This window comes from Bacillus carboniphilus, from assembly GCF_039522365.1.
Taxonomy (GTDB): Bacteria; Bacillota; Bacilli; order Bacillales; family JC228; genus Bacillus_BF; species Bacillus_BF carboniphilus.
The window spans coordinates 39,008-62,456 of record NZ_BAAADJ010000013.1 but is presented as its reverse complement, the minus strand read 5'-3'; the positions used below and the strand labels follow the sequence as shown (position 1 = coordinate 62,456).

The window sequence follows — 23,449 nt, the reverse complement described above, 5'->3', positions numbered from 1 at the left end:
TTCTCAAGTACTACTAATAGTGAATCGATGTTATTTGCAAGCTTGCTCTAACTTCATCTTCTTCTTCTGTTACTTCTTCAGTCACGTCAGAATCTGATTCTTCTTCTGTACCTTCATCGGTAGCTTCTGAATCTGATTCCTCGTTAGTCTCTTCTGTACCCTCTGTAACTGCTTCCTCATCAGTTTCTTCGGTTGCCTCTTCTGATTCAGTTCCCTCATCTTCTGTGGATCCTGCTAGTTTTTCTCCAGCCTGCTCCTGAATAGCAATAGCCTCTTGTAAAAGCTCTTCTGCTTCTTCTATTTCTCCTTTAGCAATTAAAGCATTAGCTTCTGCAATTCTTTCTGCAGCAAACTCAGCTAATAATTTACTTTCTTTATAGTCATCAAAGGTAACCGCAAGACGGATTTTTTCCGTCATCAGTTTTACAAAGTAAAAGAAATCCCCAGGTACTAATGCCGGTTCTTCTAGCTCAGCTTCCTCATTGCTATCTTCTTCGGTTGATTCTTCAGATGATTCATCGGAAGCTTCTTCTGTTGCTTCTTCTTCAGTTACTACTTCCTCGTTTGTTTCTTCAGAGGTATTCGTTTCTTCTAATGAAACTGTCTCTAGATCCTCCGCTGTGTCTTCGTTTGCAAATGTAACTCCTGTACCAATTGGAAATATAAGTGCTGAAGCAAGAGCAGTACTTGATAGTAAATGAATTATTTTTTTGTTTTTCATTGTAAATGCTTCCTCCCTTTCTATGTATACTAAAAAGTTCGTCGATAAAAAAAATTTTATGTCGCAAATGTTAAGAATTATTGATTTCAGGAGGAATTACCTATAAAAATTGCCCCACGCAAGTGCTGATTGCTAAACATTTACCTCTAAAGCCAACTTTAAATATTCCACAAAAAAAATAGACTGTTCTTTTAGTTTTAATTCTTCCTCTGGTAAAATAGCATGGTCTAGTGCAAGTCCGTCCATAAATGTTGAGATAGAACGGGCAATAATCTCACTATTATATTTAGTGCTGAATTCACCAAGCCTTTCCCCCTTTTCAATTATATCTGCATATATTTTTGAGCATTTTTTCTGAATGCAAAAAAGACCCCCAACCAAATCGGTTGAGAGTCTTTGAAAAAACAATAATTAACGCTTTGAGAATTGTGGCGCGCGACGTGCACCTTTAAGACCGTATTTTTTACGCTCTTTCATACGTGGGTCACGAGTTAGTAGACCTGCACGCTTTAGTGAACCACGGTACTCAGGATCAGCTTGTAGTAACGCACGAGCGATTCCGTGACGGATAGCTCCCGCTTGTCCTGTGTAACCTCCACCTGATACGTTTACTAGCACATCATAGTTACCAAGAGTTTCAGTAACGTTTAGAGGTTGTTTAACCACTTCACGAAGTGCTGCGAATGGAATATAATCTTCAACGTCTCGGCCGTTTACAACGATTTTTCCTTCGCCTGGTACTAGACGTACACGAGCGACAGAACTTTTACGACGACCTGTTCCGTAATATTGAACTTGTGCCATGATGAGTCCCTCCTTCTAAAATTATCCGCGAAGTTCGTAACTTTCCGGTTTTTGAGCTTGGTGTGGATGCTCGCTTCCAGCATATACATGAAGCTTCTTATAGATTTGGCGTCCAAGAGTATTCTTTGGAAGCATTCCTTTGATTGCAAGCTCTAGCATTTTTTCAGCGTAGTTTGTACGCATTTCTAAAGCCGTTCTAGATTTTAAACCGCCTGGATGTTGGCTGTGACGGTAGTAAATCTTATCCGTTAACTTTTTACCAGTTAATTCGATTTTTGATGCATTGATGATAATTACGTTATCACCTGTATCAACATGTGGTGTGTAAGTTGGTTTGTGTTTTCCGCGCAAGATAGCAGCTACTTCGCTTGCTAAACGACCAAGAGTTTGGCCTTCGGCGTCAACAACGTACCATTTACGATCCACTTCATTTGCTTTCGCCATGTAAGTTGTACGCATGTGTGACCCTCCTGAAATTCATATTCATAAAATCATTAGTTTTTCGTTTTTAAACGTACTAATCTATTCAATCACGATAGAGTTCCGGGGCTTTATCGCGGAATAATCATATACCTTAATATGATAGCTTCCTGAAGGTGCAAAGTCAAGGAGATTTTATAATAAATCCCAAATACAGAGCTCCTTATTTTTTCCATCTCGTTCTAATACTCGACCTTCCATAAATAAAGGCCGTGTCCCGGAGCCGTTTTACCAGCTGCTGCCCGGTTCTTTGCATCTATTATACTCAACATAGAAGCTGGTTCACGAACTCCACTTCCTACCTCAATGAGTGTACCAACAAGGATTCTGACCATGTTATACAAAAATCCATTTCCAATAAAACAGAAGGTTAGTTCATTCTCTTTTTCTAAAATCTCAATGGAATAAATCGTCCTTATGCGATCTTCGACTTCTGATTTTGCAGAAGAAAAGCTAGTAAAATCATGTGTTCCTAATAATAGCTTGGAAGCTTCTTTCATCTTCATAACATCTACCTTATAAGGATAGTGATATTCATAATGGCGTTTAAAGACAGACGGTATTTTAGCACAATTCACCTTATATCGATACTCTTTCTGAATCGCATCAAATCTAGCATGAAATTGGGAATCCACTTGTTCTGCATGTATAATTCTTACATCTTCAGGAAGCATAGTATTTAATGCTATGTTCCATTTATCAGCAGGGATTTCCAGCTCTGTATCAAAATGAATAACCTGACCGGTAGCATGCACATAACGGTCTGTTCGACCAGATGCGGTTACTCTAATATCCATTCCTTTATGCATTCGTTTTAACGCGTGTTCCAGCTCGGACTGCACAGTTCTGAGACCTGGTTGCACTTGGTAACCGTTAAAATGAGTTCCATCGTATGAAATGATTAACTTTATCCTAGGCATACTCAAAACTCCTTTAAGAGCGAAGGAACCATAGTATAAGTGTGAGTACGATAAATAAAAACAATAGTATGTGGTCCCTTGTACTCCAAATCAATTCACGGTATTTACTACGGCCTTCTCCACCCTTATAACCTCTTGCCTCCATGGCTAGAGCCAACTCCTCAGCCCTTTTAAAGGAACTGACGAATAATGGAATCAGTAATGGTACGATTGCTTTTATACGTTCCTTTATGGGGCCTGTAGAAAAATCAACACCTCTAGCTGTTTGTGCTTTCATAATTTTCTCTGTCTCTTCCATTAACGTTGGAATGAACCGAAGCGATATAGACATCATGAGTGCCAGCTCGTGGACTGGGAGCTTCACTTTTTTGAAAGGGTTTAACAAACTTTCAATACCATCTGTTAATGTAATGGGTGGCGTTGTAAGTGTTAATAGCGACGTTACAAATATCAGGTAAACAAAGCGAAGAGAAATAAAAACCCCTTGCCTAATTCCACCCTCATAAATCTTAATCCAGCCCCAATCTGCAACCAGAGCCCCTTCTCGTGTAAAGAAAACGTGTAGGAAAAAGGTAAAAAGAATAATAATAAATATTGGCTTTAATCCATTTAAGAGAAACTTAACAGGAACATTCGAAAGTAAGATTGCTAATATTGTAAACCCTAAAAGGATTGCATTTGTTATGACATTGTTTGCTAGGAATACAATACAAATAAATCCAAAAACAAAGAGTATTTTAGCTCTAGCATCCATCCGGTGTAAAGGGGATTCCACTGGGATATATCGCCCAAATATAATCTTATCAGTCATGGGTTTTACCCCCTTTTATCAGTTGAGCAATTTGTTCCGCCAACACACCCATGTCCATAGATGGACTAGGAATGGATACACCCAACTTTTCCTCTACCTGCAACCGAAACTTAACGACCTCAGGAACATCTAAGCCAAGAACCATTAGATCCTTAGGAGATGCAAAAATCTCACTAGGGGTCCCTTTTCTCATGACGGTTCCCTTATGCATCACGACAATTTCGTCTGCATATTCCGCTGCATCCTCCATACTATGGGTAACAAGAATGGTGGACAATTTCCTTTCTTGGTGAAGCTTGTAGAATAAATCCATTATTTCTTTCCGCCCTCTTGGGTCTAAACCCGCAGTTGGTTCATCTAAGACGATAACATCCGATTCCATTGCTAATATTCCTGCTATCGCAACCCTTCTCATCTGGCCGCCAGAGAGTTCAAAAGGAGATTTATCATATATCTCTTCCGTTAATCCAACTTGGTTTAAAGCATGTCTGGCTTTTTCCTTTGCTTTTTCCTCTGGCACTCCATAATTCATTGGCCCAAAACAAACATCTTTTAAAACTGTCTCATCGAAAAGTTGATGTTCTGGAAATTGAAAAACGATCCCTACCTTTTGGCGGATCGGTTTTAGGTTTTTATTTTTCACTTCCGCCTCTACGACATGACTTCCGATTCGGACTTTGCCTTTTGTTGGTTTTAATAACGCATTTAAATGCTGAATAACCGTTGATTTCCCAGATCCAGTGTGTCCGATAATTGCAAGAAATGTACCACTAGGGATCTCTAGGTTTATATCCGTCAGTGCCCTTCTTTCAAACGGTGTACCCGCCTGATATTTGTACTCTACCTGCTCGAGTATAATGTCCATAGTTCATTCACCAACTCTCCTGTAGACAAGGAATCAATTTTCATAGGGAGATCTTTCTCTTGTAAAGCTTGTTTCATTTTGACAGAGAAAGGAATATCTAGGCCTAATTGAATAAGTTCATCCTTCATCTGAAAAATCTCAGCTGGAGTTCCTTGTCTATAGATTTCCCCTTTATTTAAAACGATAACTCTGTCCGCCTTTGCTGCTTCCTCTAAATCATGGGTAATAGAAACAACCGTAATATCTTGTTTCTCCTTCAATTGACGAACAGTATCTAGAACTTCTTCTCTTCCTCTGGGATCTAGCATAGAAGTGGCTTCATCCAAAATCATTAACTTTGGCTGCAGGGCCAAAACACCTGCAATAGCCACACGTTGCTTTTGACCACCAGATAGATGGTGGGGTTCAACATTTAGGAATTCTTGCATTTTGACTTGTTGCAATGCTTGTTTTACCCTTTCTCTCATTTCCTGTCTTGGAATTCCATTATTCTCAAGAGCAAATGCAACATCATCTTCAACAGTTGTTCCAACAAACTGGTTGTCCGGATTTTGAAAAACCATCCCCACTATTCTTCTTATATCCCAAACTGTATCTTCAGACAAAGGAAGTCCATTTATCGTTATATTACCTTCATTAAATGGTTGGAGCCCCATAAGTAATTTCGCAAGGGTTGACTTACCAGAACCATTATGTCCAACAAGCGCAAGCCACTCACCCTCATATATATCTAAGGAAATATCATGTAAGGCTAAGGTTTTTTGGGAATTATACGAAAAGGATAGATTTCGAACGGAAACTAACTCTTTCATCTCATCTCACTCCTCTTACTAAACTCGGCTAATACTAATCTAATCTATATCAAAGGTTAAAAAATAATGGAGAGCGTTTAAGGAGATAGTTTGGGGGGAGATTACAAATTAAAGGAGAAAGGGCGGAGGCAAGCCCTATTTAGGGTTGCCTCAGGAGCTAGACAAATACCTCATACTTGAAGAAGCTTTATCATAACGCCCCGTTTCACCTGTTAGAAAAGCAGAAATTTGTGCTCTTCTTAATATAAACGAAAAGGGGCAAGGACCAAACTAGTTAGCTGTCCCGCCCCATGTCTCGTCATTATTAAACTAGCTCAATGATTACCATTGGAGCTCCGTCACCACGACGTGGTCCTAATTTCATAATGCGTGTATATCCGCCTTGACGCTCTTCATAACGAGGAGCAATGTCACTGAATAGCTTTTGGATAGCATCTTGCCCAGTTTCTTCGTTAGCCACTTCATGACGAATGTAAGAAGAAGCTTGACGACGAGCATGAAGATCTCCGCGCTTTCCAAGAGTGATCATTTTCTCAACAACAGAACGTAATTCTTTCGCACGTGCTTCAGTTGTCTCGATACGCTCACTGATGATTAAATCAGTCGCAAGGTCACGTAGTAATGCTTTACGTTGATCGCTTGTACGTCCTAGTTTTCTGTAAGACATAGTAGATTCCCTCCCTTTTTGTAAAGGTCATGTTGTATGTCAACTATATTAGTCGTCTTTTCTTAATCCTAAGCCTAAATCTTCAAGCTTAGCTTTTACTTCTTCAAGTGATTTGCGTCCGAGGTTTCTGACTTTCATCATATCTTCTTCGGTTTTGTTCGCAAGTTCTTGAACAGTGTTAATGCCTGCACGCTTCAAGCAGTTGTATGAGCGAACAGATAGATCCAGTTCTTCAATAGTCATTTCAAGAACTTTCTCTTTTTGATCTTCTTCTTTTTCAACCATGATTTCAGCATTTTGTGCTTCATCTGTTAGGCCTACAAAGATGTTTAGATGTTCTGTTAGGATTTTTGCACCTAAAGCTATAGCTTCTTGTGGACCAGTGCTTCCATCTGTCCATACATCTAAAGTTAACTTGTCATAATTAGTCATTTGACCAACACGCGTGTTTTCAACTTGATATGATACACGAGATACAGGTGTATAAATAGAGTCAATTGGAATAACACCAATTGGTTGATCTTCACGCTTGTTTTGATCAGCTGTTGCATATCCACGACCTCTTCTTGCATGTAGACGCATACGTAGATGGCCTTTTGCAGATAGAGTTGCGATATGAAGATCCGGATTAAGGATTTCAACATCACTATCATGTGTAATATCAGCAGCCGTAATAGGGCCTTCACCTTGTGCATCAATTTCTAATGTTTTTTCTTCATCAGAATAAATCTTAAGCGCAAGTTTTTTAATGTTTAGGATAATAGTCGTAACATCCTCTACGACACCTTCGATTGTTGAGAACTCATGTAGTACACCATCAATCTGAATAGAAGTGACAGCGGCACCTGGGAGTGAGGATAGTAGGATACGACGTAAGGAGTTACCCAGAGTTGTACCATATCCACGCTCAAGTGGTTCTACGACAAACTTCCCGTACTTTGCGTCATCGTTGATCTCAACCGTTTCAATTATTGGCTTTTCAATCTCGATCATTCAACAATACCCTCCTTCAAAACGTCGAAAACCCGATTAGAATACCTTAACCCGAAGGAATGTCCAATCGATATTCCCCCAAGAATGCATTCCTTAAAGAGTACAACAACGTATTCTGTATAAAGGCAAAATTTGCTATCATAACCATTATAGACATGGTTAAGAAAGTTATACAGAAAAATTATACACGGCGACGTTTTGGTGGACGGCATCCGTTATGTGGAACAGGTGTCACGTCTCTGATGGCTGTTACTTCTAGTCCAGCTGATTGTAATGCACGGATAGCAGCTTCACGTCCTGCACCAGGTCCTTTAACAGTAACCTCAAGAGTCTTCATGCCGTGTTCGATTGACCCTTTAGCAGCAGTTTCAGCAGCCATTTGAGCTGCAAATGGTGTAGATTTACGAGATCCTTTGAAACCAAGCGCACCAGCACTTGACCAAGCGACCGCATTACCGTGAACATCTGTAATCGTTACAATTGTATTGTTAAAAGTAGAACGAATGTGTGCAATACCAGCTTCGATATTCTTTTTCACACGACGTTTACGAGTATTAGTTTTACGTGCCATAAGTTAGATAACCTCCTTTACCCAATTATTTCTTCTTGTTAGCAACAGTTTTACGTGGTCCTTTACGGGTACGAGCATTGTTCTTCGTATTTTGTCCACGAACTGGTAAGCCACGACGATGACGAAGACCACGGTAGCAACCGATTTCCATTAGACGTTTGATGTTTAATGAAATCTCACGACGTAGATCCCCTTCAACTTTTAGCTTATCAACGATTTCACGAATTTTACCTAGTTCGTCTTCAGTAAGATCACGAACACGAGTATCTTCAGAAACACCAGATTCAGCTAAGATTTGTTTCGCTGTTGAGTTACCGATACCATAAATATATGTTAAAGATATTACAATACGTTTTTCACGAGGAATATCAACACCTGCGATACGAGCCATTAATGAGCACCTCCTTATATACTAACCTTGTTTTTGCTTATGTTTAGGATTTTCACAAATCACCATTACTTTACCACGTCTGCGAATTACTTTGCACTTTTCGCAAATTGGCTTAACAGATGGTCTTACCTTCACTTTTTTCAACCTCCTTAGTTTACGGAGTGTTTATTATTTATAACGGTATGTGATTCTACCACGAGTTAGGTCATAAGGTGACAATTCCACCGTCACTTTATCACCTGGTAGGATACGAATAAAGTGCATACGAATCTTACCAGAAACATGGGCAAGAACAGTATGACCATTCTCCAATTCTACCTTAAACATCGCGTTTGGCAAAGTTTCGACTACTGTACCTTCGACCTCAATAACATCATCTTTAGCCATCGAGTTCATCTCCCTTCCGTGGGCATTCTCGAGAATATCTATTAAACGTAAAACGATTGTTTACGACGATACCAAACAGAGTGCATTATACTCTTTTTTTCGTAAATGAGCAACCTCCGAGCCTGAACTTTAACTAAATAACGGTTAAAATCTCAAAACCGGATTCCGTAATGGCAATCGTATGCTCGAAATGAGCGCACATTTTACCATCCACCGTTACGACTGTCCAATGATCAGAAAGTGTTTTGACATGTCGACTTCCTGCATTTACCATTGGTTCGACACACAAAACCATTCCTGGTCTCAACCTTGGACCTTTACCCGGTGGACCATAGTGAGGGATTGGTGGGTCTTCATGTAATTCTTGACCAATTCCATGCCCGACATACTCACGTACAACAGAAAAACCGCATGTCTCGACATATTCTTGAATTGCATGGGAGATGTTCGATAATCTTTCGCCGGGCTTTGCTTCTTTTAGCCCTACAAATAAAGATTCCTCTGTCACTTCTAATAAACGCTTTGCTTCTTCACTTATTTGGCCTACACCGTAGGTCCAAGCTGAATCACCATGGTAACCATTATATTTCGCACCGATATCGATCGAGATAATATCTCCATCGTTTAGTACACGATCACCTGGAATTCCATGAACAAGTTCTTCATTAACAGAAGCACAGATGCTGCCACGAAAACCATTATAGCCCTTAAACGAGGGAATTGCACCAGATTGACGTATAAATTTATCGGCAATTGTATCCAATTCTTTTGTTGTTATACCAGGCTTAATATGTTTCTTTAGCTCTTGATGTGTTAGGGCAACGATTCGGCCAGCTTCCCTCATGATCTCTAATTCACGGGGTGTTTTACATATGATCATTCACTTTGGCCCCCAAGAACCTTTTCAATGTCTTGAAACACAACATCAATATCTTGTTGTCCATTGATTGTGCGCAAATACCCTTTATCTTGATAAAAATCAAGTAACGGTTGCATTTGCTTAATGTTAACATCTAGTCGATTTTGAACAGTTTCTGCGTTATCATCTGCACGTTGATACAGCTCGCCACCACAACGGTCACAAACTCCTTCTTTAGAAGGTGGGTTAAAGACAAGGTGATAAGTTGCACCACAATCTTTACAGATTCTACGCCCAGTTAATCGGCCCATTAGTTCTTCTTTATCTACATCGATATGAATTACATAGTTAATTCTTTTATCTAATTGAGATAATAAAGTTTCTAACGCATCCGCTTGTGGCACTGTTCTAGGAAAACCGTCTAGTAAAAATCCCTGAATACAATCATCTTTGCTAAGGCGTTCTTTCACTATCCCGATGGTAATTTCATCAGGAACTAGCTCTCCTTTATCCATAAAGGATTTCGCCTTAAGACCAAGATCTGTCTCATCCTTCATTGCTGCTCGGAACATATCTCCAGTTGAGATATGAGGGATATTATACTTCGCTACGATTTTTTCGGCTTGAGTCCCTTTCCCTGCTCCAGGAAGACCCATTAGAACTAAATTCATGCGTTTTCCCCCTCAGTCTCAGATTAGGGGTTAAACCATAAGAGTCGTCTCCCCTTCTACACCTCTAAAGGTTGTAGATAGAGGAGATAGACACCTCGATTTAAACCAGCCCTGATTGACAAGGATCTATTTAATAAAGCCTTTATAATGACGTTTTACTAGTTGAGCCTCTAATTGTTTCATTGTTTCTAAGGCAACACCTACAACGATGAGTAAACTTGTTCCACCGATTTGAGCAGAAGGTGGAAGGTTCGCAAACTCAATGAAGAAGACTGGTAGAACAGAAATAACCGCTAAGAATATAGCACCCACAAATGTAAGGCGATATAGTACTTTTGTCAGATACTCCTGTGTTTTGATACCTGGTCTAATTCCAGGGATGTAGCCACCTTGTTTCTTTAAGTTATCCGAAACTTGTTCTGGATTCACTTGAATAAAAGCATAGAAATAAGTGAAAGCAATAATGAGACCAACATAGATGATCATTCCGATTGGCTCTGTATAATCAAAAATACGTTGAATCCAAAGAGTAACAGAATTCTCTTCAAAAAACTGTGCAATGGTTTGCGGTGTAATAATGAAAGAAATCGCAAAGATTACCGGGATAACACCAGCAGCGTTAACCTTTAATGGTAAATGGGAAGTTTGAGCACCCATATTTGGACTCTTTCCTGTAGATACACGCTTAGCATATTGTACAGGAATTTTACGAAGAGCTTGTTGAATAAAGATGGTTCCAACTACAATTGCTACTACCGCTAACACTAGTAATACAACCGTAATGATACGGATGAAAACTTGGTCCCCAACATCAGTGAACTGTTGTTGGAAAATTTGATTGACTGTAGTTGGGATTGCAGCAACGATACCAGCGAAGATAAGAATGGAAATCCCATTTCCTACACCCTTAGCCGTAATTTGCTCCCCTAACCACATCAAGAATGCAGTTCCGGCAGTTAGTACAAGTGCAATTAGTAGATAAGTTCCAAAGGTAGGATTTTGAATGAGACCTCCACCAGAGATCGCATTAAATCCATACGCCATACCTAGTGCCTGGATAAACCCTAAAACGATTGTTCCATATCTAGTGAATTGAGCTAGTTTCCTACGCCCAACTTCACCTTGTTTGGACCACTCAGTAAACTTCGGCACAACGTCCATCTGTAAAAGTTGAACGATAATGGAAGCCGTAATGTAAGGCATAATTCCTGTCGCAAAGATAGAGAATTGTGCCAAAGCTCCTCCACCGAAGACATTGAGAAGCCCAAAAGCACTGTTTTCACCAAAATTTAATGCCTCCGGGTTCACCCCAGGTACAGGGATGAACGTTCCGATACGAAACACTAGAAGCATTAAAAGGGTGAAAATTATTTTATTTCTTATATCACTCACACGCATGAAATTGGAGATTGTCCGAAACATTAGATCACCTCTGTTTGACCGCCTGCTGCTTCGATTGCTTCTTTAGCAGCAGATGAGAACTTATGAGCTTTAACTGTAAGTTTCTTTTCAACGTTACCGTTTCCTAGAATCTTGATTCCAGCTTTTTCAGCTTTTACAACACCTGTCTCGATTAGTAGCTCAGGAGTTACTTCTGTTCCATCTTCAAAGCGGTTAAGAGCATCGAGGTTCACGATTGCATACTCTTTACGATTGATGTTTGTAAATCCACGCTTAGGTAGACGTTGGAAAAGAGGAGTTTGACCACCTTCAAATCCTAGTCTTACGCCACCACCTGAACGTGCTTTTTGACCTTTATGACCTTTACCAGCAGTTTTCCCGTTACCAGAACCAATACCACGTCCTACGCGGTTACGCTCTTTACGAGAACCTGGTGCAGGCTTCAATTCATGTAGCTTCATTATTGGCACCTCCTTGTTCTATGGAAAATAATTATTGTTCTTTCACAGTTACAAGGTGTGAAACTTTGTTAATCATTCCGCGAATTGCTGCATTATCTTCATGAACAACCGTTTGGTGCAGCTTTTTAAGTCCTAAAGTCTTTACTGTAACTTTTTGATCTTCAGGACGACCAATTAGGCTGCGTGTAAGGGTGATTTCAAGTTTGTTTGCCATTGGTTTTCCCCCCTTATCCTAACAGTTCTTCTACTGATTTTCCACGTAATTTAGCAACGTCTTCAGCACGTTTTAACTGTTTTAATCCCTCAATTGTTGCACGAACCATGTTGATTGGTGTGTTTGTTCCAAGAGACTTAGATAGAATGTCTGCAACTCCTGCAAGCTCAAGTACCGCACGAACAGGTCCTCCTGCGATAACTCCAGTACCTTCAGAAGCTGGCTTTAAAAGGATTTCTCCTGCGCCAAAGCGTCCTACAATTTCATGAGGAATTGTAGTACCTACCATTGGTACAGCAACTAAATTCTTTTTCGCATCTTCAATTGCTTTACGGATAGCATCTGGCACCTCTTGTGCTTTACCAGTACCGAAACCTACGTGTCCGTTTTTATCTCCAACAACTACAAGTGCAGAGAAACGGAAACGACGTCCACCTTTAACAACCTTCGCAACACGATTTACCGTTACAACACGTTCTTCAAGCTCTAGTTTATTGGCATCAATGCGACGCATGTCATTTGTCCCTCCTTTGTCTATTAAAATTCTAGACCGTTCTCACGAGCAGCATCTGCTAATGCTTTAATACGCCCGTGGTATAAATAACCGCCGCGGTCAAAAACAACTTCTTTGAAGCCTTTTTCAACAGCTCTTTTTGCGATTAGTTCGCCGACTTTTGTAGCGGCATCAACGTTACCAGTTGATTCAAGACCAAGATCCTTCTCTTTACTTGAAGCACTTGCTACCGTTAAACCATTTACATCATCGATTAACTGAACATAAATGTATTTGTTTGAGCGAAATACGTTTAGACGTGGACGCTCAGCTGTTCCTGTTAACTTCGAACGAACACGAGCATGTCTTTTCTTACGGACAGCGTTTTTACTAGGCTTAGTAATCACGTAAGGTCACTCCTTTCTGTTACCTATGCGGCTTTATTTACCTGTCTTACCTTCTTTACGGCGCACACGCTCACCTTCGTAACGGATCCCTTTACCTTTGTAAGGTTCTGGTGGACGTACGTCACGAATGTTTGCTGCTAGAGCACCTACACGCTCTTTGTTATATCCTTTAACAGTTACCTTCGTGTTAGATGGAACTTCAATTTCAATTCCTTCTTCAGGCTCAATTTCAACCGGGTGAGAGTAACCTACATTTAGAATAAGCTTACTACCTTGTTTTTGAGCACGGTATCCAACCCCGATAAGCTCAAGAGATCTTTCAAATCCTTTTGATACACCTTCGACCATATTTGCGAGTAACGCACGAGTTGTTCCGTGCAAAGTGCGGTGCTCTTTAGAGTCAGAAGGACGAGTTACAGTTAGTACGTTTTCTTCTAGTTCCACTTTAATATCTGGACTGAAAGTACGTGTTAGTTCACCCTTAGGTCCTTTAACCGTAATCGTGTTGTTATCAAATGTTACTGTTACGCCAGATGGCACTTCGATGGGTTTTTTCCCTACGCGAGACATGCTTTGCACCTCCATTCACTAATCGTTTTTATTACCAAACGTAAGCAAGGACTTCTCCGCCCACTTGCTTAGCACGTGCTTCTTTATCAGTAAGTACACCTTGAGATGTAGATACGATTGCAATACCAAGACCGTTAAGAACGCGTGGAACTTCGTTAGCTCTCGCATATACGCGTAGACCAGGTTTACTGATTCTCTTAAGGCCAGTTATAACACGTTCGTTATTTGAACCGTACTTTAGGAAAATACGGATAACACCTTGTTTATTGTCTTCGATATGTTCTACATCACGTACGAAGCCTTCACGTTTTAAGATTTCAGCTACGTCCTTTTTGATCTTAGAAGCAGGAACTTCTAGAACTTCGTGACGAACCATATTCGCATTACGAATACGAGTAAGCATATCTGCAATTGGATCTGTCATGACCATTTTATAATGACCTCCTTCCAACGTTCATTAGTTTACCAGCTGGCTTTTTTCACGCCAGGAATTTGACCTTTGTATGCAAGTTCGCGGAAGCAAATACGGCAAAGTTTAAATTTGCGGTATACAGAGTGTGGACGTCCACAACGTTCACATCTTGTATATTCACGAACTTTGTACTTTTGCGTGCGTTGTTGCTTCGCAATCATTGATTTTTTAGCCACGTTTTCGCCTCCCTTTTCTTAGCGATTACTTTTGGAACGGCATTCCAAACTGAGTTAATAACTCACGTGATTCTTCATCAGTGTTCGCAGTTGTAACTAATACGATATCCATACCGCGTACTTTACTCACTTTATCGTAATCGATCTCTGGGAAGATAAGCTGTTCGCGAACTCCTAGAGTGTAGTTTCCTCTACCGTCGAATGCTTTCTTAGAAATTCCACGGAAGTCACGTACACGTGGTAGTGAAACAGCGATTAACTTGTCTAGGAATTGATACATGCGTTCTCCACGAAGAGTTACCTTCGCACCGATTGGCATACCTTCACGAAGACGGAATCCAGCGATTGACTTCTTCGCTCTTGTTACAACTGGTTTTTGACCAGTGATTAATTCTAATTCTTCAACTGCACTATCAAGTGATTTTGCGTTTTGAACAGCGTCACCAACACCCATGTTGATAACAATCTTTTCTAACTTAGGCACTTGCATGCTTGATTTATAGTTAAACTTGCTCATAAGAGAAGGTGTAATTTCTTTTACGTACTTTTCTTTTAGGCGGTTCATTCTCTTATACCTCCCTTCATGTTCGATCTAATCAGTCTAATTTTTCACCAGATTTTTTTGCAACACGTACTTTTTTGCCATCTACTTCTGTGTATCCAACACGAGTTGGTTGACCAGATTTAGGATCAATAGGCATTACGTTAGAAACATGGATAGCTGCCTCGTGGCTGATAATTCCACCTTGAGGATTTAATTGTGATGGCTTCGCATGTTTTTTGACGATGTTAACACCTTCAACCAATACACGGTTCTTCTTTGGATACGCTGCAAGAATAACGCCGGTTTTACCTTTGTCTTTGCCAGAGATGACCATTACTTTATCACCTTTTTTTACATGCATCGTCTTTCGCACCTCCTTAAAGGCCTCATCAAAAACTTAAATTACTTCCGGAGCTAAAGAAACAATTTTCATGAAGTTGTTTTCACGAAGTTCACGAGCGACAGGTCCGAAAATACGTGTTCCACGTGGACCCTTATCGTCACGAATAATTACACATGCGTTCTCATCAAACTTGATGTAAGAACCGTCAGAACGACGTGCACCGCTCTTCGTACGTACAATTACCGCTTTAACAACGTCACCTTTTTTAACAACGCCTCCAGGTGTTGCCTGTTTGACTGTACAAACGATGACATCTCCGATATTTGCAGTTTTTCTTCCAGATCCACCTAACACTTTAATTGTTAGAACTTCACGTGCACCTGAGTTATCAGCGACTTTCAATCTTGACTCTTGTTGAATCATGCGTAGTACCTCCCTTCGGATTAAGCATAGATCCGAATCGTATCATTAAATAATAACAGCTTTTTCTACGACTTCTACTAGACGGAAACGCTTTGTAGCAGACAATGGGCGAGTTTCCATTACACGAACGATATCGCCAATTTTAGCTTCATTATTTTCATCATGAGCTTTAAATTTCTTAGAATACTTAACGCGCTTACCGTATAGAGGATGTTTTTTATAAGTTTCAACTAATACTGTGATAGTTTTATCCATTTTATCGGATACAACTCGACCAGTGTATACTTTACGTTGGTTACGTTCACTCATTCTTTACGGAAACCTCCTCTCGGGCTATTTGTTTGTAATGCCGATCTCTCTTTCACGAATTACAGTTTTCATACGAGCGATGGACTTACGAACCTCACGAATGCGAGCGGTGTTTTCCAATTGTCCTGTCGCAAGTTGGAAGCGAAGGTTGAATAATTCTTCTTTAAGAGATTTCACTTTTTGTTCAATTTCGGCAGTGGTTAGTTCACGAATTTCATTAGCCTTCATTTGATTCACCACCAATTTCTTCTCGTTTTACAAACTTACATTTAACAGGAAGTTTGTGAGACGCTAGACGTAGTGCTTCACGAGCAACTTCTTCTGAAACGCCTGCAATTTCAAACATGATCTTTCCAGGTTTAACAACTGCAACCCATCCTTCAGGAGCACCTTTACCAGAACCCATTCGGACTTCAAGAGGCTTAGCAGTGTATGGCTTGTGAGGGAAGATTTTGATCCAAACCTTACCACCACGTTTCATGTAACGTGTCATCGCGATACGTGCAGCTTCGATTTGACGGTTAGTAATCCAAGAAGCTTCAGTAGCTTGTAAGCCGTATTCTCCAAAGCTTACTTCCGCACCACCTTTAGCATTCCCACGCATTTTTCCACGATGTTCACGGCGATACTTTACGCGTTTTGGCAGTAACATAATTAGTTGCCTCCTTCCTCAGATTTCTTCTTCGTAGGAAGGACTTCTCCACGATAAATCCACACTTTCACGCCTAACTTACCATATGTTGTGTCAGCTTCAGCTGTAGCATAGTCAATATCAGCGCGAAGAGTATGAAGAGGAACAGTTCCTTCGCTGTAGTGTTCAGCACGAGCAATATCCGCTCCACCTAAACGACCAGATACTTGTGTTTTAATACCTTGTGCACCTGCGCGCATTGCACGTTGAATTGATTGCTTTTGTGCACGACGGAATGATACACGGTTCTCAAGCTGGCGAGCAATGTTTTCAGCAACAAGCTTCGCATCTAAATCAGCTCTTTTGATTTCCATGATGTTAATGTGTACACGCTTGCCAGTTAATTGGCTAAGAGCTTTACGAAGTGCTTCCACTTCAGTACCACCTTTACCAATAACCATACCAGGCTTCGCAGTGTGAATAGTAATATTGATGCGGTTAGCCGCACGTTCGATTTCTACTTTTGCTACGGAAGCATCGCTTAAACGCTTTGCGATGTACTCACGTACTTTAAGGTCTTCGTGTAGAAGGTCTGCATAATCTTTTCCAGCATACCATTTTGATTCCCAATCACGAATGACTCCAATACGTAGACCGACTGGATGTACTTTTTGACCCACGAATTATCCCTCCTTTTTTTCTGATACAACGATTGTGATGTGGCTCGTACGTTTGTTGATCGCGCTTGCGCGTCCCATTGCACGTGGACGGAAACGCTTCAATGTTGGACCTTCATCAACGAACACTTGAGAAATCACTAGGTTATTTACGTCCATTTCATAGTTATGTTCCGCATTTGCAATTGCTGAGTTTAACACCTTTTCAACGACAGGAGAAGCTGCCTTTGGTGTATGACGCAAGATTGCAACTGCTTCACCGACTTGCTTACCTCGGATTAAATCTACTACTAAGCGCACTTTACGAGGAGCAATTCTTACTGTTCTAGCAACAGCTTTAGCTTGCATGTTTTTGCCCTCCTCTCGGATTAACGTCTTGTTTTCTTATCGTCATTTGCATGGCCTTTATACGTACGGCTTGGTGCAAACTCTCCAAGTTTATGTCCAACCATATCTTCTGTAACATAAACTGGTACATGTTTGCGTCCATCGTATACAGCGATCGTGTGACCGATAAAAGCTGGGAAGATTGTTGAACGACGAGACCAAGTTTTAACAACTTGCTTCTTGTCTGTTTCATTTAACTGCTCGACCTTTTTCATTAAATGATCATCTACGAAAGGTCCTTTTTTCAAGCTACGACCCATGATTGTGCCTCCCTTCGTGACTCTACTACGGCTCTACATTGGAACCGTAGTACAATCCCGTTATTTTTTACGACGACGAACGATGAATTTATCAGATCTATTTTTCTTCTTACGAGTTTTAGCTCCAAGAGTTGGTTTACCCCATGGTGACATAGGAGATTTACGTCCGATAGGAGCTCTACCTTCACCACCACCGTGTGGGTGATCGTTAGGGTTCATTACAGAACCACGAACTGTAGGACGCTTACCTAACCAACGAGAACGACCTGCTTTACCGATGTTAATCAATTCGTGTTGTTCGTTACCAACTTGACCTACTGTCGCGCGGCATTCAGAAAGGATCATGCGAACCTCACCAGAATTTAAACGAACAAGAACGTATTTACCTTCTTTACCAAGAACTTGAGCAGAAGTTCCTGCAGAACGTACTAATTGACCACCTTTACCAGGTTTCAACTCGATGTTGTGGATTACTGTACCCACTGGAATGTTAGCTAATGGAAGTGCGTTCCCTACTTTAATATCTGCTTCAGGACCAGACATTACTTCCGTACCAACTTGTAAATTCTTTGGTGCTAAGATGTAGCGTTTTTCACCGTCTACATAGTTAATTAACGCGATATTCGCTGAGCGGTTTGGATCATACTCAATTGTAGCAACGCGTCCAGGTATACCATCTTTGTTACGCTTGAAGTCGATGATACGGTATTGACGCTTGTGGCCACCGCCCTGATGGCGAACTGTTAACTTACCTTGGTTGTTACGACCAGCTTTTTTGCTTAATGGTGCAAGCAAAGATTTTTCTGGCTTGTCAGTAGTGATTTCAGCGAAATCAGATACTGTCATTCCGCGACGACCGTTAGAGGTAGGTTTGTATTTTTTAATCGCCATTGTTTTCCCTCCTCTTCTTAATTAAATTTGAAACTTTTATGCTTCAAAGATTTCAATCTCTTTGCTATCAGCAGTTAACTTAACAATAGCTTTACGACGCTTGTTAGTGTAGCCAGTATAACGGCCCATGCGCTTGAATTTTCCTTTGTAGTTCATGATGTTGACTTTTTCAACTTTCACACCGAAAATTTCCTCAACCGCATCTTTAACTTGCGTTTTGTTCGCTCTTACATCTACTTCAAAAGTATACTTTTTGTCAGCCATAATATCAGCTGAACGTTCAGTAATTACGGGGCGCTTAATGACGTCACGAGCTTCCATTATCCAAGCACCTCCTCTACTTTTTCAACAGCTGCTTTAGTCATGATTAGTTGATCATGATTTAAAACATCTAATACGTTAATGCCGTTAGCTTCAACGACAGTAATTCCTGGGATATTGCGAGCAGATAGTGCTACATTTTCATCTAACACATCTGTAACAATAAGAGCTTTACGGTTTACAGATAAACCTTTAAGCACACTTGCAAATTCTTTTGTTTTTGGAGTTTCAAAACTTAAACTCTCAAGAACGAGAATGCTATCTCCTTGTACTTTAGAAGATAATGCAGATTTAATCGCTAAGCGACGTACTTTCTTTGGTAGTTTGTAGCTATAGCTGCGTGGAACTGGACCAAATACTGTACCACCGCCACGCCATTGTGGAGAACGGATCGAACCTTGACGAGCACGTCCTGTTCCCTTTTGACGCCATGGTTTACGTCCACCACCAGCGACTTCAGAACGATTTTTTACTTTAGATGTTCCTTGTCTTAAAGAAGCTCTTTGCATCATAACCGCTTCAAATAATACGTGATTGTTTGGTTGGATACCGAACACTGATTCATTCAATTCGATTTCACCAACCTGAGAACCGCTTTGGTTGTATAGGGTTACTTTTGGCATTCCCTTTTCCTCCTTTCCTAGTTAAATTCTTATGCTTTAACTGCACTTTCAACTTTGATTAAAGATTTTTTCGCACCTGGTACGTTACCTTTAACTAGTAATAGGTTACGTTCAGCATCAACTTTTACGATTTGTAGGTTTTGAACTGTGATTTGATCTCCACCCATACGTCCAGGAAGAGCTTTCCCTTTGAATACACGGTTTGGATCTACAGGACCCATTGAACCAGGACGACGATGGTAACGAGAACCGTGAGACATAGGTCCACGAGATTGTCCATGGCGCTTAATTGAACCTTGGAAACCTTTACCCTTCGAAATTCCTGTAACATCTACTACATCGCCTTCTGCGAAAATATCAACCTTGACTTCCTGACCAACTTCGTAATCTCCAGCGTTAATGTCGCGGATCTCACGTACGTAGCGCTTAGGTGCAGTATTTGCTTTAGCAGCATGCCCCTTTTCCGGTTTGTTAGCAAGCTTTTCACGTTTATCGTCAAAGCCGATTTGGATCGCTTCATATCCATCAGTATCAACTGTCTTCTTTTGAAGAACTACGTTTGGAGTAGCTTCGATAACAGTTACTGGGATAAGATCGCCGTTTTCAGCAAAAACCTGCGTCATACCAATTTTTCTTCCTAAGATTCCTTTGGTCATTAGTCACACCTCCTAAAATTTATCCTTATATTTATTAAAGTTTAATTTCGATATCTACACCAGATGGTAGATCAAGTCTCATTAGTGAATCAACTGTTTGTGGAGTTGGGTTCACAATATCGATAAGACGTTTATGTGTACGCATTTCAAACTGCTCACGAGAGTCTTTGTACTTATGAACCGCTCTAAGGATTGTGTAAACATTCTTTTCAGTTGGAAGTGGGATTGGACCCGATACATTCGCACCTGAACGTTTTGCAGTTTCTACAATCTTTTCAGCTGATTGATCAAGGATTCTGTGATCATATGCTTTTAAACGAATACGAATTTTTTGTTTTGCCATTATTTTCCCTCCTTCTTTCGCCTATTTCGTGATAGACATTCTCCGCGGAAATATCCTGACGACACTCGCCATGGCAAAGCGGCCGGGTGTGTCAGCAACCTTCCACATCATCGCATTAGAAAGCCAACATTTTATATTATACATATATCTGGCCCATGAAGCAAGAATAAATGTATAAATAATTATCTTTGGCACACTTTTACTATTATAATGACATGATTCATACTTTTCAAGGTTTCCTTCTAACTTTTCATTACGTAATGATTTCCAAGTTCATTTTCTACTCTTCTTATTAGTTTAATAAAAAACACCCTTTTATAAGGGCGTTATATTATAGAAGGAACTAGGTGATTATCCACCCGTTTTTCTTTTTAGATTCATTTCAGTTGTTATATCCATTATGCTCTTTTCTCGTTTTGGCCTTTGATCGACCTGTTTGAGGTCCTTTACACTTTTTTCTTTGTATTTCTTTTTGTTATTTTTAATGGATTGCTTAACTAGCTTTGTTCTTTCTTTAAACCACTTGGTATCAGAATCACTGATATTCTTTTCTCCGTATCTGCAAGCATTATATATATGGGTAAATTTCGCTTTGTCATTTATATCTATTTCAATCCTATCTAACCACTCCTCTATTGTCTCGCCCCACTCTCTTTCTGCCTTCATCTTTACAGCGAACTTTTCTAGTTGCCATACCTGTTTCCTCACTACTTGTGCAGGTTCCTGCTTAAAGACCCAACCCTTAACCATATTCTTTTTAACTAATTTCCCATTATAAATCGATCCATTACTTCTCACGGTTTGCTTTTTTTTCATTCTCCCTTTCCGTATGATAAGCACAAGAACAAGAATCGCAACTAAAAAAGGAAACCCAATGAAAAGTACATTAGAAAGAGTAATGGTTTCGGCTGCTGTTTTATTTGTCGTAAACATAATCTCAAAGAAGTCACTCTTATTATCCTTGTATATCTCCTCTGAGAAATCAAACCCCATGATCCAATTCAATATGGGTGAGAACACCCATGCAAGTAATCCTAATGGCACGGCAATAAGATACATGAATATGTTTTTTACAAAAGGAGTGAAGATTGGCAGAGTCATAGCTCCTACCCATGCAACAAGAAATATGAAAGGAATGAACATGATAAATATGGATCTCTGTCTGTATCTAAGTCTAGATTGTAGCCATCCTTTATGTAACCGGGCAGCTAAAAACAGAAACAAGAAGCAGAGGTACAGTCCTAAAATCCATTCATTATGTGGATAGTTATAGACTAAACCAAGTACATAATAAAAAAGTGTTATACATCCGAAAATTAGTGCCTTAATGCCCCTAATAGATTCTATCCCATGTTTAAAATAGAAAAAACCCATATAAAGAGCGAATAACATGCATCCAATTATCAAGTAGATATTCAGTGTAAATAAGACCCCTATACACACAATCATACTACTATTACTTATAATGAATATTTTCTTTTTCAAAGTAGGCCTAATAATGAAATAAGTGTACATAACAGCTGATAATATACTGGTCACTAGAATTGGAACTACCGGTGGGTGGCCGCCTACATAGAAATAAATCGGTATAATACATATAACAGCCAAGAGATAATCACTAATTGTCTTATTTAAAACTTGCATAAACAAATTAACCATGAGATAGGCTACCTCCACTCTTCGCTCCAGCTTGAGGAATAATGGTTCCCCCATCAGATGTTATTTGATAAATACTGTAATTTCTTCTGTTCATCATTTGGAAAATTTGAGAGTGTTCACTATTTAATGAACCTAAATGGAGGACATTCGAGACATCCATTCTTTGCATACTATATAGAACCTTTTTATAAGGCGTAGTCATTGTAAAGCTTGTGATAACTGCTAACGCCTCAAGTATACGTAACATATGGTCTTTTCCTTTACCTAAAGGGATATAAAGAAAAGGGGTTTCTCCATAGGACCTTACGTTTATGGCAAGCCCAAAGCTAATATCTTGTTTATGAAAGCTTTGGGCTAAATAAGCAATTCTTTCTATTTGCTCTTCAAAGTCTGGTCTAAGACCAATCCCTTCCGCAATGTTATAGCTAATGATTAAACTCGTATCTGAAGCTTTCTCATTAATTTTTGTTTGTAGAGTTTGCTTTCTCGCTGTCGCTTTCCAATGAATATTCTTAAAATGATCACCCAAGGCGTAGTCTCTCACCCCGACTGGACTAAGAGGATTTTCGTGGATCGCAAAAAGTAAGGGGGTTTCTCCTTCCTTTTGTGTAGAAAAGGATAAATGGCCATTTACTTGTTTTGTAACAGGGAAAACAACTGCTTCCTGTTTGTACTCTTGCATAAAGGTTAGACTTACTTCCCCAAAACCTAATGGATTGTTAATGAGGAGCTCAATAACACTGATCCTTGCCTTACCTCTTTGCTTTGCAATGAAAGGGAGGCTTAAGGTTAGATTTTGTCTGAACCCCACGGAAAAAGGAACTTCCACCTCGACTAAACCGTACTTTCGATTTGCCTGCACTTTATTCTTGACCATTTCTCTATCTATTAAAATAGGGTCCAAATAAGGGTCCATGTGAACCCTTAGATTGGCAGATAAAATGGGGATGCCTTTGTTTTCGAACTCTAGTGTAAAAGCACCTTCGTCTTCCCTATAGTAATAGTTTTTATCTTTGAGGTTAGTAAGAGTTAACTTTTTCCCTACATACTTGACGTACATCATAGACAAAAAAAGAACAATCGCTGCAAATATGGAAAATACGATTCCTTGTTTATTTCCAAAGAACATAAAAGTTATGGTCATAAAAACAAATACATAGAATGTACCTGCTATATATTTGTCTCCCCTTTGGTCTCGATACCACATTATGCTACTCTCACAACAATTGGATTCAT

General features: G+C 39.9%; 40 protein-coding genes. All 40 read right to left on the bottom strand.

Going from position 1 to position 23,449, the window contains the following annotated elements; translation table 11 throughout:
* Window positions 1-13 precede the first annotated feature (13 nt).
* The 40 genes from ABDZ91_RS06490 to ABDZ91_RS06295 all read right to left on the bottom strand — a co-directional run bounded on the left by ABDZ91_RS06490 (window position 14) and on the right by ABDZ91_RS06295 (window position 23,420).
* Entirely contained in the window at window positions 14-721 is a 708-nt protein-coding gene (locus tag ABDZ91_RS06490; RefSeq protein WP_343797385.1) for a DUF5667 domain-containing protein, read from the bottom strand.
* Window positions 722-853: 132 nt separating this feature from the next.
* The gene (locus tag ABDZ91_RS06485) at window positions 854-1,129 is read right to left on the bottom strand and encodes a hypothetical protein (RefSeq protein ID WP_343797383.1); all 276 of its coding nucleotides are present in this window, start codon (window positions 1,127-1,129) and stop codon (window positions 854-856) included.
* A 3-nt stretch (window positions 1,130-1,132) separates the two neighbouring features.
* Window positions 1,133-1,525, bottom strand: coding sequence for a 30S ribosomal protein S9 (gene rpsI / locus ABDZ91_RS06480; protein WP_343797381.1), 393 nt, complete (start codon window positions 1,523-1,525; stop codon window positions 1,133-1,135).
* Between the two features lie 21 nt (window positions 1,526-1,546).
* Window positions 1,547-1,984, bottom strand: coding sequence for a 50S ribosomal protein L13 (gene rplM / locus ABDZ91_RS06475; protein WP_343797379.1), 438 nt, complete (start codon window positions 1,982-1,984; stop codon window positions 1,547-1,549).
* Window positions 1,985-2,187: 203 nt separating this feature from the next.
* The gene (gene truA, locus ABDZ91_RS06470; protein ID WP_343797377.1) at window positions 2,188-2,925 is read right to left on the bottom strand and encodes a tRNA pseudouridine(38-40) synthase TruA; all 738 of its coding nucleotides are present in this window, start codon (window positions 2,923-2,925) and stop codon (window positions 2,188-2,190) included.
* A gap of 13 nt (window positions 2,926-2,938) precedes the next feature.
* Window positions 2,939-3,736 carry an energy-coupling factor transporter transmembrane component T family protein gene (locus tag ABDZ91_RS06465; RefSeq protein WP_343797375.1) on the bottom strand — a complete coding sequence of 266 codons (798 nt, stop codon included), beginning with the start codon at window positions 3,734-3,736 and terminating at the stop codon, window positions 2,939-2,941.
* Complete coding sequence (locus ABDZ91_RS06460) at window positions 3,729-4,601, bottom strand: energy-coupling factor ABC transporter ATP-binding protein (protein WP_343797374.1); 873 nt, start codon at window positions 4,599-4,601, stop codon at window positions 3,729-3,731. The genes ABDZ91_RS06465 and ABDZ91_RS06460 overlap by 8 nt, the downstream gene beginning before the upstream one ends.
* Window positions 4,577-5,413 (bottom strand): energy-coupling factor ABC transporter ATP-binding protein, encoded by an 837-nt coding sequence (locus ABDZ91_RS06455; RefSeq protein WP_343797372.1) that lies wholly within the window; start codon window positions 5,411-5,413, stop codon window positions 4,577-4,579. Before ABDZ91_RS06455 ends, ABDZ91_RS06460 begins: the two co-directional genes overlap by 25 nt.
* Before the next feature lie 304 nt (window positions 5,414-5,717).
* Window positions 5,718-6,080, bottom strand: coding sequence for a 50S ribosomal protein L17 (rplQ, locus tag ABDZ91_RS06450; protein WP_343797370.1), 363 nt, complete (start codon window positions 6,078-6,080; stop codon window positions 5,718-5,720).
* A gap of 48 nt (window positions 6,081-6,128) precedes the next feature.
* Complete coding sequence (locus tag ABDZ91_RS06445; RefSeq protein WP_343797369.1) at window positions 6,129-7,073, bottom strand: DNA-directed RNA polymerase subunit alpha; 945 nt, start codon at window positions 7,071-7,073, stop codon at window positions 6,129-6,131.
* A 181-nt stretch (window positions 7,074-7,254) separates the two neighbouring features.
* Window positions 7,255-7,644, bottom strand: a complete 390-nt coding sequence (rpsK, locus tag ABDZ91_RS06440; RefSeq protein WP_343797367.1) for a 30S ribosomal protein S11 — start codon at window positions 7,642-7,644, stop codon at window positions 7,255-7,257.
* Between the two features lie 25 nt (window positions 7,645-7,669).
* The gene (gene rpsM, locus ABDZ91_RS06435) at window positions 7,670-8,035 is read right to left on the bottom strand and encodes a 30S ribosomal protein S13 (RefSeq protein WP_343797365.1); all 366 of its coding nucleotides are present in this window, start codon (window positions 8,033-8,035) and stop codon (window positions 7,670-7,672) included.
* 21 nt (window positions 8,036-8,056) lie between these two features.
* Complete coding sequence (rpmJ, locus tag ABDZ91_RS06430) at window positions 8,057-8,170, bottom strand: 50S ribosomal protein L36 (RefSeq protein ID WP_000868344.1); 114 nt, start codon at window positions 8,168-8,170, stop codon at window positions 8,057-8,059.
* A gap of 33 nt (window positions 8,171-8,203) precedes the next feature.
* Window positions 8,204-8,422 carry a translation initiation factor IF-1 gene (infA, locus tag ABDZ91_RS06425; protein ID WP_003178377.1) on the bottom strand — a complete coding sequence of 73 codons (219 nt, stop codon included), beginning with the start codon at window positions 8,420-8,422 and terminating at the stop codon, window positions 8,204-8,206.
* Between the two features lie 133 nt (window positions 8,423-8,555).
* Window positions 8,556-9,302, bottom strand: a complete 747-nt coding sequence (gene map, locus ABDZ91_RS06420; RefSeq protein ID WP_343797360.1) for a type I methionyl aminopeptidase — start codon at window positions 9,300-9,302, stop codon at window positions 8,556-8,558.
* Window positions 9,299-9,952 carry an adenylate kinase gene (locus ABDZ91_RS06415; protein WP_343797358.1) on the bottom strand — a complete coding sequence of 218 codons (654 nt, stop codon included), beginning with the start codon at window positions 9,950-9,952 and terminating at the stop codon, window positions 9,299-9,301. The genes map and ABDZ91_RS06415 overlap by 4 nt, the downstream gene beginning before the upstream one ends.
* Before the next feature lie 126 nt (window positions 9,953-10,078).
* On the bottom strand, window positions 10,079-11,374 hold the full coding sequence (secY, locus tag ABDZ91_RS06410; protein WP_343797356.1) for a preprotein translocase subunit SecY: 1,296 nt from the start codon (window positions 11,372-11,374) through the stop codon (window positions 10,079-10,081).
* Window positions 11,374-11,814: a 50S ribosomal protein L15 gene (rplO, locus tag ABDZ91_RS06405; RefSeq protein ID WP_343797354.1), complete on the bottom strand. Its 441-nt coding sequence runs from the start codon at window positions 11,812-11,814 to the stop codon at window positions 11,374-11,376. Before rplO ends, secY begins: the two co-directional genes overlap by 1 nt.
* A 31-nt stretch (window positions 11,815-11,845) precedes the next feature.
* Window positions 11,846-12,028 carry a 50S ribosomal protein L30 gene (rpmD, locus tag ABDZ91_RS06400; RefSeq protein ID WP_343797352.1) on the bottom strand — a complete coding sequence of 61 codons (183 nt, stop codon included), beginning with the start codon at window positions 12,026-12,028 and terminating at the stop codon, window positions 11,846-11,848.
* A gap of 13 nt (window positions 12,029-12,041) precedes the next feature.
* Entirely contained in the window at window positions 12,042-12,542 is a 501-nt protein-coding gene (gene rpsE / locus ABDZ91_RS06395; RefSeq protein WP_343797350.1) for a 30S ribosomal protein S5, read from the bottom strand.
* A 23-nt stretch (window positions 12,543-12,565) separates the two neighbouring features.
* The gene (rplR, locus tag ABDZ91_RS06390) at window positions 12,566-12,928 is read right to left on the bottom strand and encodes a 50S ribosomal protein L18 (protein ID WP_343797348.1); all 363 of its coding nucleotides are present in this window, start codon (window positions 12,926-12,928) and stop codon (window positions 12,566-12,568) included.
* A 33-nt stretch (window positions 12,929-12,961) separates the two neighbouring features.
* The gene (gene rplF, locus ABDZ91_RS06385) at window positions 12,962-13,498 is read right to left on the bottom strand and encodes a 50S ribosomal protein L6 (protein ID WP_343797346.1); all 537 of its coding nucleotides are present in this window, start codon (window positions 13,496-13,498) and stop codon (window positions 12,962-12,964) included.
* A gap of 31 nt (window positions 13,499-13,529) precedes the next feature.
* Entirely contained in the window at window positions 13,530-13,928 is a 399-nt protein-coding gene (gene rpsH, locus ABDZ91_RS06380) for a 30S ribosomal protein S8 (RefSeq protein WP_343797344.1), read from the bottom strand.
* Window positions 13,929-13,960: 32 nt separating this feature from the next.
* A complete protein-coding gene (locus ABDZ91_RS06375; protein WP_097160692.1) occupies window positions 13,961-14,146 on the bottom strand; it encodes a type Z 30S ribosomal protein S14 in 186 nt (61 codons plus the stop codon).
* Between the two features lie 25 nt (window positions 14,147-14,171).
* Window positions 14,172-14,711, bottom strand: coding sequence for a 50S ribosomal protein L5 (gene rplE / locus ABDZ91_RS06370; protein WP_343797336.1), 540 nt, complete (start codon window positions 14,709-14,711; stop codon window positions 14,172-14,174).
* A 31-nt stretch (window positions 14,712-14,742) separates the two neighbouring features.
* Window positions 14,743-15,051: a 50S ribosomal protein L24 gene (gene rplX / locus ABDZ91_RS06365; protein ID WP_343797406.1), complete on the bottom strand. Its 309-nt coding sequence runs from the start codon at window positions 15,049-15,051 to the stop codon at window positions 14,743-14,745.
* Window positions 15,052-15,087: 36 nt separating this feature from the next.
* Window positions 15,088-15,456: a 50S ribosomal protein L14 gene (gene rplN / locus ABDZ91_RS06360; protein WP_343797334.1), complete on the bottom strand. Its 369-nt coding sequence runs from the start codon at window positions 15,454-15,456 to the stop codon at window positions 15,088-15,090.
* Window positions 15,457-15,501: 45 nt separating this feature from the next.
* On the bottom strand, window positions 15,502-15,765 hold the full coding sequence (rpsQ, locus tag ABDZ91_RS06355) for a 30S ribosomal protein S17 (protein WP_343797332.1): 264 nt from the start codon (window positions 15,763-15,765) through the stop codon (window positions 15,502-15,504).
* Between the two features lie 24 nt (window positions 15,766-15,789).
* Complete coding sequence (gene rpmC / locus ABDZ91_RS06350; protein WP_343797330.1) at window positions 15,790-15,993, bottom strand: 50S ribosomal protein L29; 204 nt, start codon at window positions 15,991-15,993, stop codon at window positions 15,790-15,792.
* Window positions 15,983-16,417, bottom strand: a complete 435-nt coding sequence (gene rplP, locus ABDZ91_RS06345) for a 50S ribosomal protein L16 (RefSeq protein WP_343797328.1) — start codon at window positions 16,415-16,417, stop codon at window positions 15,983-15,985. The genes rpmC and rplP overlap by 11 nt, the downstream gene beginning before the upstream one ends.
* A gap of 2 nt (window positions 16,418-16,419) precedes the next feature.
* Entirely contained in the window at window positions 16,420-17,076 is a 657-nt protein-coding gene (gene rpsC / locus ABDZ91_RS06340; RefSeq protein ID WP_343797326.1) for a 30S ribosomal protein S3, read from the bottom strand.
* A 3-nt stretch (window positions 17,077-17,079) separates the two neighbouring features.
* Window positions 17,080-17,421, bottom strand: coding sequence for a 50S ribosomal protein L22 (gene rplV, locus ABDZ91_RS06335; RefSeq protein ID WP_343797324.1), 342 nt, complete (start codon window positions 17,419-17,421; stop codon window positions 17,080-17,082).
* Window positions 17,422-17,441: 20 nt separating this feature from the next.
* On the bottom strand, window positions 17,442-17,720 hold the full coding sequence (gene rpsS, locus ABDZ91_RS06330; protein ID WP_343797322.1) for a 30S ribosomal protein S19: 279 nt from the start codon (window positions 17,718-17,720) through the stop codon (window positions 17,442-17,444).
* 60 nt (window positions 17,721-17,780) lie between these two features.
* A complete protein-coding gene (rplB, locus tag ABDZ91_RS06325; RefSeq protein ID WP_343797321.1) occupies window positions 17,781-18,611 on the bottom strand; it encodes a 50S ribosomal protein L2 in 831 nt (276 codons plus the stop codon).
* Window positions 18,612-18,647: 36 nt separating this feature from the next.
* Window positions 18,648-18,935 (bottom strand): 50S ribosomal protein L23, encoded by a 288-nt coding sequence (gene rplW / locus ABDZ91_RS06320; protein ID WP_343797404.1) that lies wholly within the window; start codon window positions 18,933-18,935, stop codon window positions 18,648-18,650.
* The gene (rplD, locus tag ABDZ91_RS06315; RefSeq protein WP_343797319.1) at window positions 18,932-19,555 is read right to left on the bottom strand and encodes a 50S ribosomal protein L4; all 624 of its coding nucleotides are present in this window, start codon (window positions 19,553-19,555) and stop codon (window positions 18,932-18,934) included. The genes rplW and rplD overlap by 4 nt, the downstream gene beginning before the upstream one ends.
* A gap of 29 nt (window positions 19,556-19,584) precedes the next feature.
* On the bottom strand, window positions 19,585-20,211 hold the full coding sequence (gene rplC / locus ABDZ91_RS06310) for a 50S ribosomal protein L3 (protein WP_343797318.1): 627 nt from the start codon (window positions 20,209-20,211) through the stop codon (window positions 19,585-19,587).
* 34 nt (window positions 20,212-20,245) lie between these two features.
* The gene (gene rpsJ, locus ABDZ91_RS06305) at window positions 20,246-20,554 is read right to left on the bottom strand and encodes a 30S ribosomal protein S10 (protein WP_343797316.1); all 309 of its coding nucleotides are present in this window, start codon (window positions 20,552-20,554) and stop codon (window positions 20,246-20,248) included.
* Window positions 20,555-20,905: 351 nt separating this feature from the next.
* A complete protein-coding gene (locus ABDZ91_RS06300) occupies window positions 20,906-21,655 on the bottom strand; it encodes a hypothetical protein (RefSeq protein ID WP_343797314.1) in 750 nt (249 codons plus the stop codon).
* Window positions 21,656-22,205: 550 nt separating this feature from the next.
* Window positions 22,206-23,420 (bottom strand): DUF58 domain-containing protein, encoded by a 1,215-nt coding sequence (locus ABDZ91_RS06295; RefSeq protein ID WP_343797312.1) that lies wholly within the window; start codon window positions 23,418-23,420, stop codon window positions 22,206-22,208.
* Window positions 23,421-23,449: the final 29 nt, after the last annotated feature.

Coding starts and splice junctions, on each gene's coding strand:
- rpsJ (WP_343797316.1), bottom strand. CDS start 20,554: ATGGCAAAACAAAAAATTCGTATTCGTTTAAAAGCATATGATCACAGA.
- ABDZ91_RS06455 (WP_343797372.1), bottom strand. CDS start 5,413: ATGAAAGAGTTAGTTTCCGTTCGAAATCTATCCTTTTCGTATAATTCC.
- ABDZ91_RS06295 (WP_343797312.1), bottom strand. CDS start 23,420: ATGTGGTATCGAGACCAAAGGGGAGACAAATATATAGCAGGTACATTC.
- rplQ (WP_343797370.1), bottom strand. CDS start 6,080: ATGTCTTACAGAAAACTAGGACGTACAAGCGATCAACGTAAAGCATTA.
- truA (WP_343797377.1), bottom strand. CDS start 2,925: ATGCCTAGGATAAAGTTAATCATTTCATACGATGGAACTCATTTTAAC.
- rplM (WP_343797379.1), bottom strand. CDS start 1,984: ATGCGTACAACTTACATGGCGAAAGCAAATGAAGTGGATCGTAAATGG.
- rpmC (WP_343797330.1), bottom strand. CDS start 15,993: ATGAAGGCTAATGAAATTCGTGAACTAACCACTGCCGAAATTGAACAA.
- ABDZ91_RS06300 (WP_343797314.1), bottom strand. CDS start 21,655: ATGACTCTGCCAATCTTCACTCCTTTTGTAAAAAACATATTCATGTAT.
- rplB (WP_343797321.1), bottom strand. CDS start 18,611: ATGGCGATTAAAAAATACAAACCTACCTCTAACGGTCGTCGCGGAATG.
- rpsH (WP_343797344.1), bottom strand. CDS start 13,928: ATGGTCATGACAGATCCAATTGCAGATATGCTTACTCGTATTCGTAAT.
- rplN (WP_343797334.1), bottom strand. CDS start 15,456: ATGATTCAACAAGAGTCAAGATTGAAAGTCGCTGATAACTCAGGTGCA.
- rpmD (WP_343797352.1), bottom strand. CDS start 12,028: ATGGCAAACAAACTTGAAATCACCCTTACACGCAGCCTAATTGGTCGT.
- rplV (WP_343797324.1), bottom strand. CDS start 17,421: ATGCAAGCTAAAGCTGTTGCTAGAACAGTAAGAATTGCTCCTCGTAAA.
- rpsI (WP_343797381.1), bottom strand. CDS start 1,525: ATGGCACAAGTTCAATATTACGGAACAGGTCGTCGTAAAAGTTCTGTC.
- secY (WP_343797356.1), bottom strand. CDS start 11,374: ATGTTTCGGACAATCTCCAATTTCATGCGTGTGAGTGATATAAGAAAT.
- ABDZ91_RS06490 (WP_343797385.1), bottom strand. CDS start 721: ATGAAAAACAAAAAAATAATTCATTTACTATCAAGTACTGCTCTTGCT.
- rpsE (WP_343797350.1), bottom strand. CDS start 12,542: ATGCGTCGCATTGATGCCAATAAACTAGAGCTTGAAGAACGTGTTGTA.
- rpsQ (WP_343797332.1), bottom strand. CDS start 15,765: ATGAGTGAACGTAACCAACGTAAAGTATACACTGGTCGAGTTGTATCC.
- rpsK (WP_343797367.1), bottom strand. CDS start 7,644: ATGGCACGTAAAACTAATACTCGTAAACGTCGTGTGAAAAAGAATATC.
- ABDZ91_RS06460 (WP_343797374.1), bottom strand. CDS start 4,601: ATGGACATTATACTCGAGCAGGTAGAGTACAAATATCAGGCGGGTACA.
- rplD (WP_343797319.1), bottom strand. CDS start 19,555: ATGCCAAAAGTAACCCTATACAACCAAAGCGGTTCTCAGGTTGGTGAA.
- ABDZ91_RS06445 (WP_343797369.1), bottom strand. CDS start 7,073: ATGATCGAGATTGAAAAGCCAATAATTGAAACGGTTGAGATCAACGAT.
- rplE (WP_343797336.1), bottom strand. CDS start 14,711: ATGAACCGCCTAAAAGAAAAGTACGTAAAAGAAATTACACCTTCTCTT.
- rplX (WP_343797406.1), bottom strand. CDS start 15,051: ATGCATGTAAAAAAAGGTGATAAAGTAATGGTCATCTCTGGCAAAGAC.
- ABDZ91_RS06415 (WP_343797358.1), bottom strand. CDS start 9,952: ATGAATTTAGTTCTAATGGGTCTTCCTGGAGCAGGGAAAGGGACTCAA.
- rplO (WP_343797354.1), bottom strand. CDS start 11,814: ATGAAGCTACATGAATTGAAGCCTGCACCAGGTTCTCGTAAAGAGCGT.
- rplP (WP_343797328.1), bottom strand. CDS start 16,417: ATGTTACTGCCAAAACGCGTAAAGTATCGCCGTGAACATCGTGGAAAA.
- rplC (WP_343797318.1), bottom strand. CDS start 20,211: ATGACCAAAGGAATCTTAGGAAGAAAAATTGGTATGACGCAGGTTTTT.
- rpsS (WP_343797322.1), bottom strand. CDS start 17,720: ATGGGTCGTAGCTTGAAAAAAGGACCTTTCGTAGATGATCATTTAATG.
- rplF (WP_343797346.1), bottom strand. CDS start 13,498: ATGTCTCGCGTAGGGAAAAAACCCATCGAAGTGCCATCTGGCGTAACA.
- map (WP_343797360.1), bottom strand. CDS start 9,302: ATGATCATATGTAAAACACCCCGTGAATTAGAGATCATGAGGGAAGCT.
- rpsM (WP_343797365.1), bottom strand. CDS start 8,035: ATGGCTCGTATCGCAGGTGTTGATATTCCTCGTGAAAAACGTATTGTA.
- infA (WP_003178377.1), bottom strand. CDS start 8,422: ATGGCTAAAGATGATGTTATTGAGGTCGAAGGTACAGTAGTCGAAACT.
- ABDZ91_RS06465 (WP_343797375.1), bottom strand. CDS start 3,736: ATGACTGATAAGATTATATTTGGGCGATATATCCCAGTGGAATCCCCT.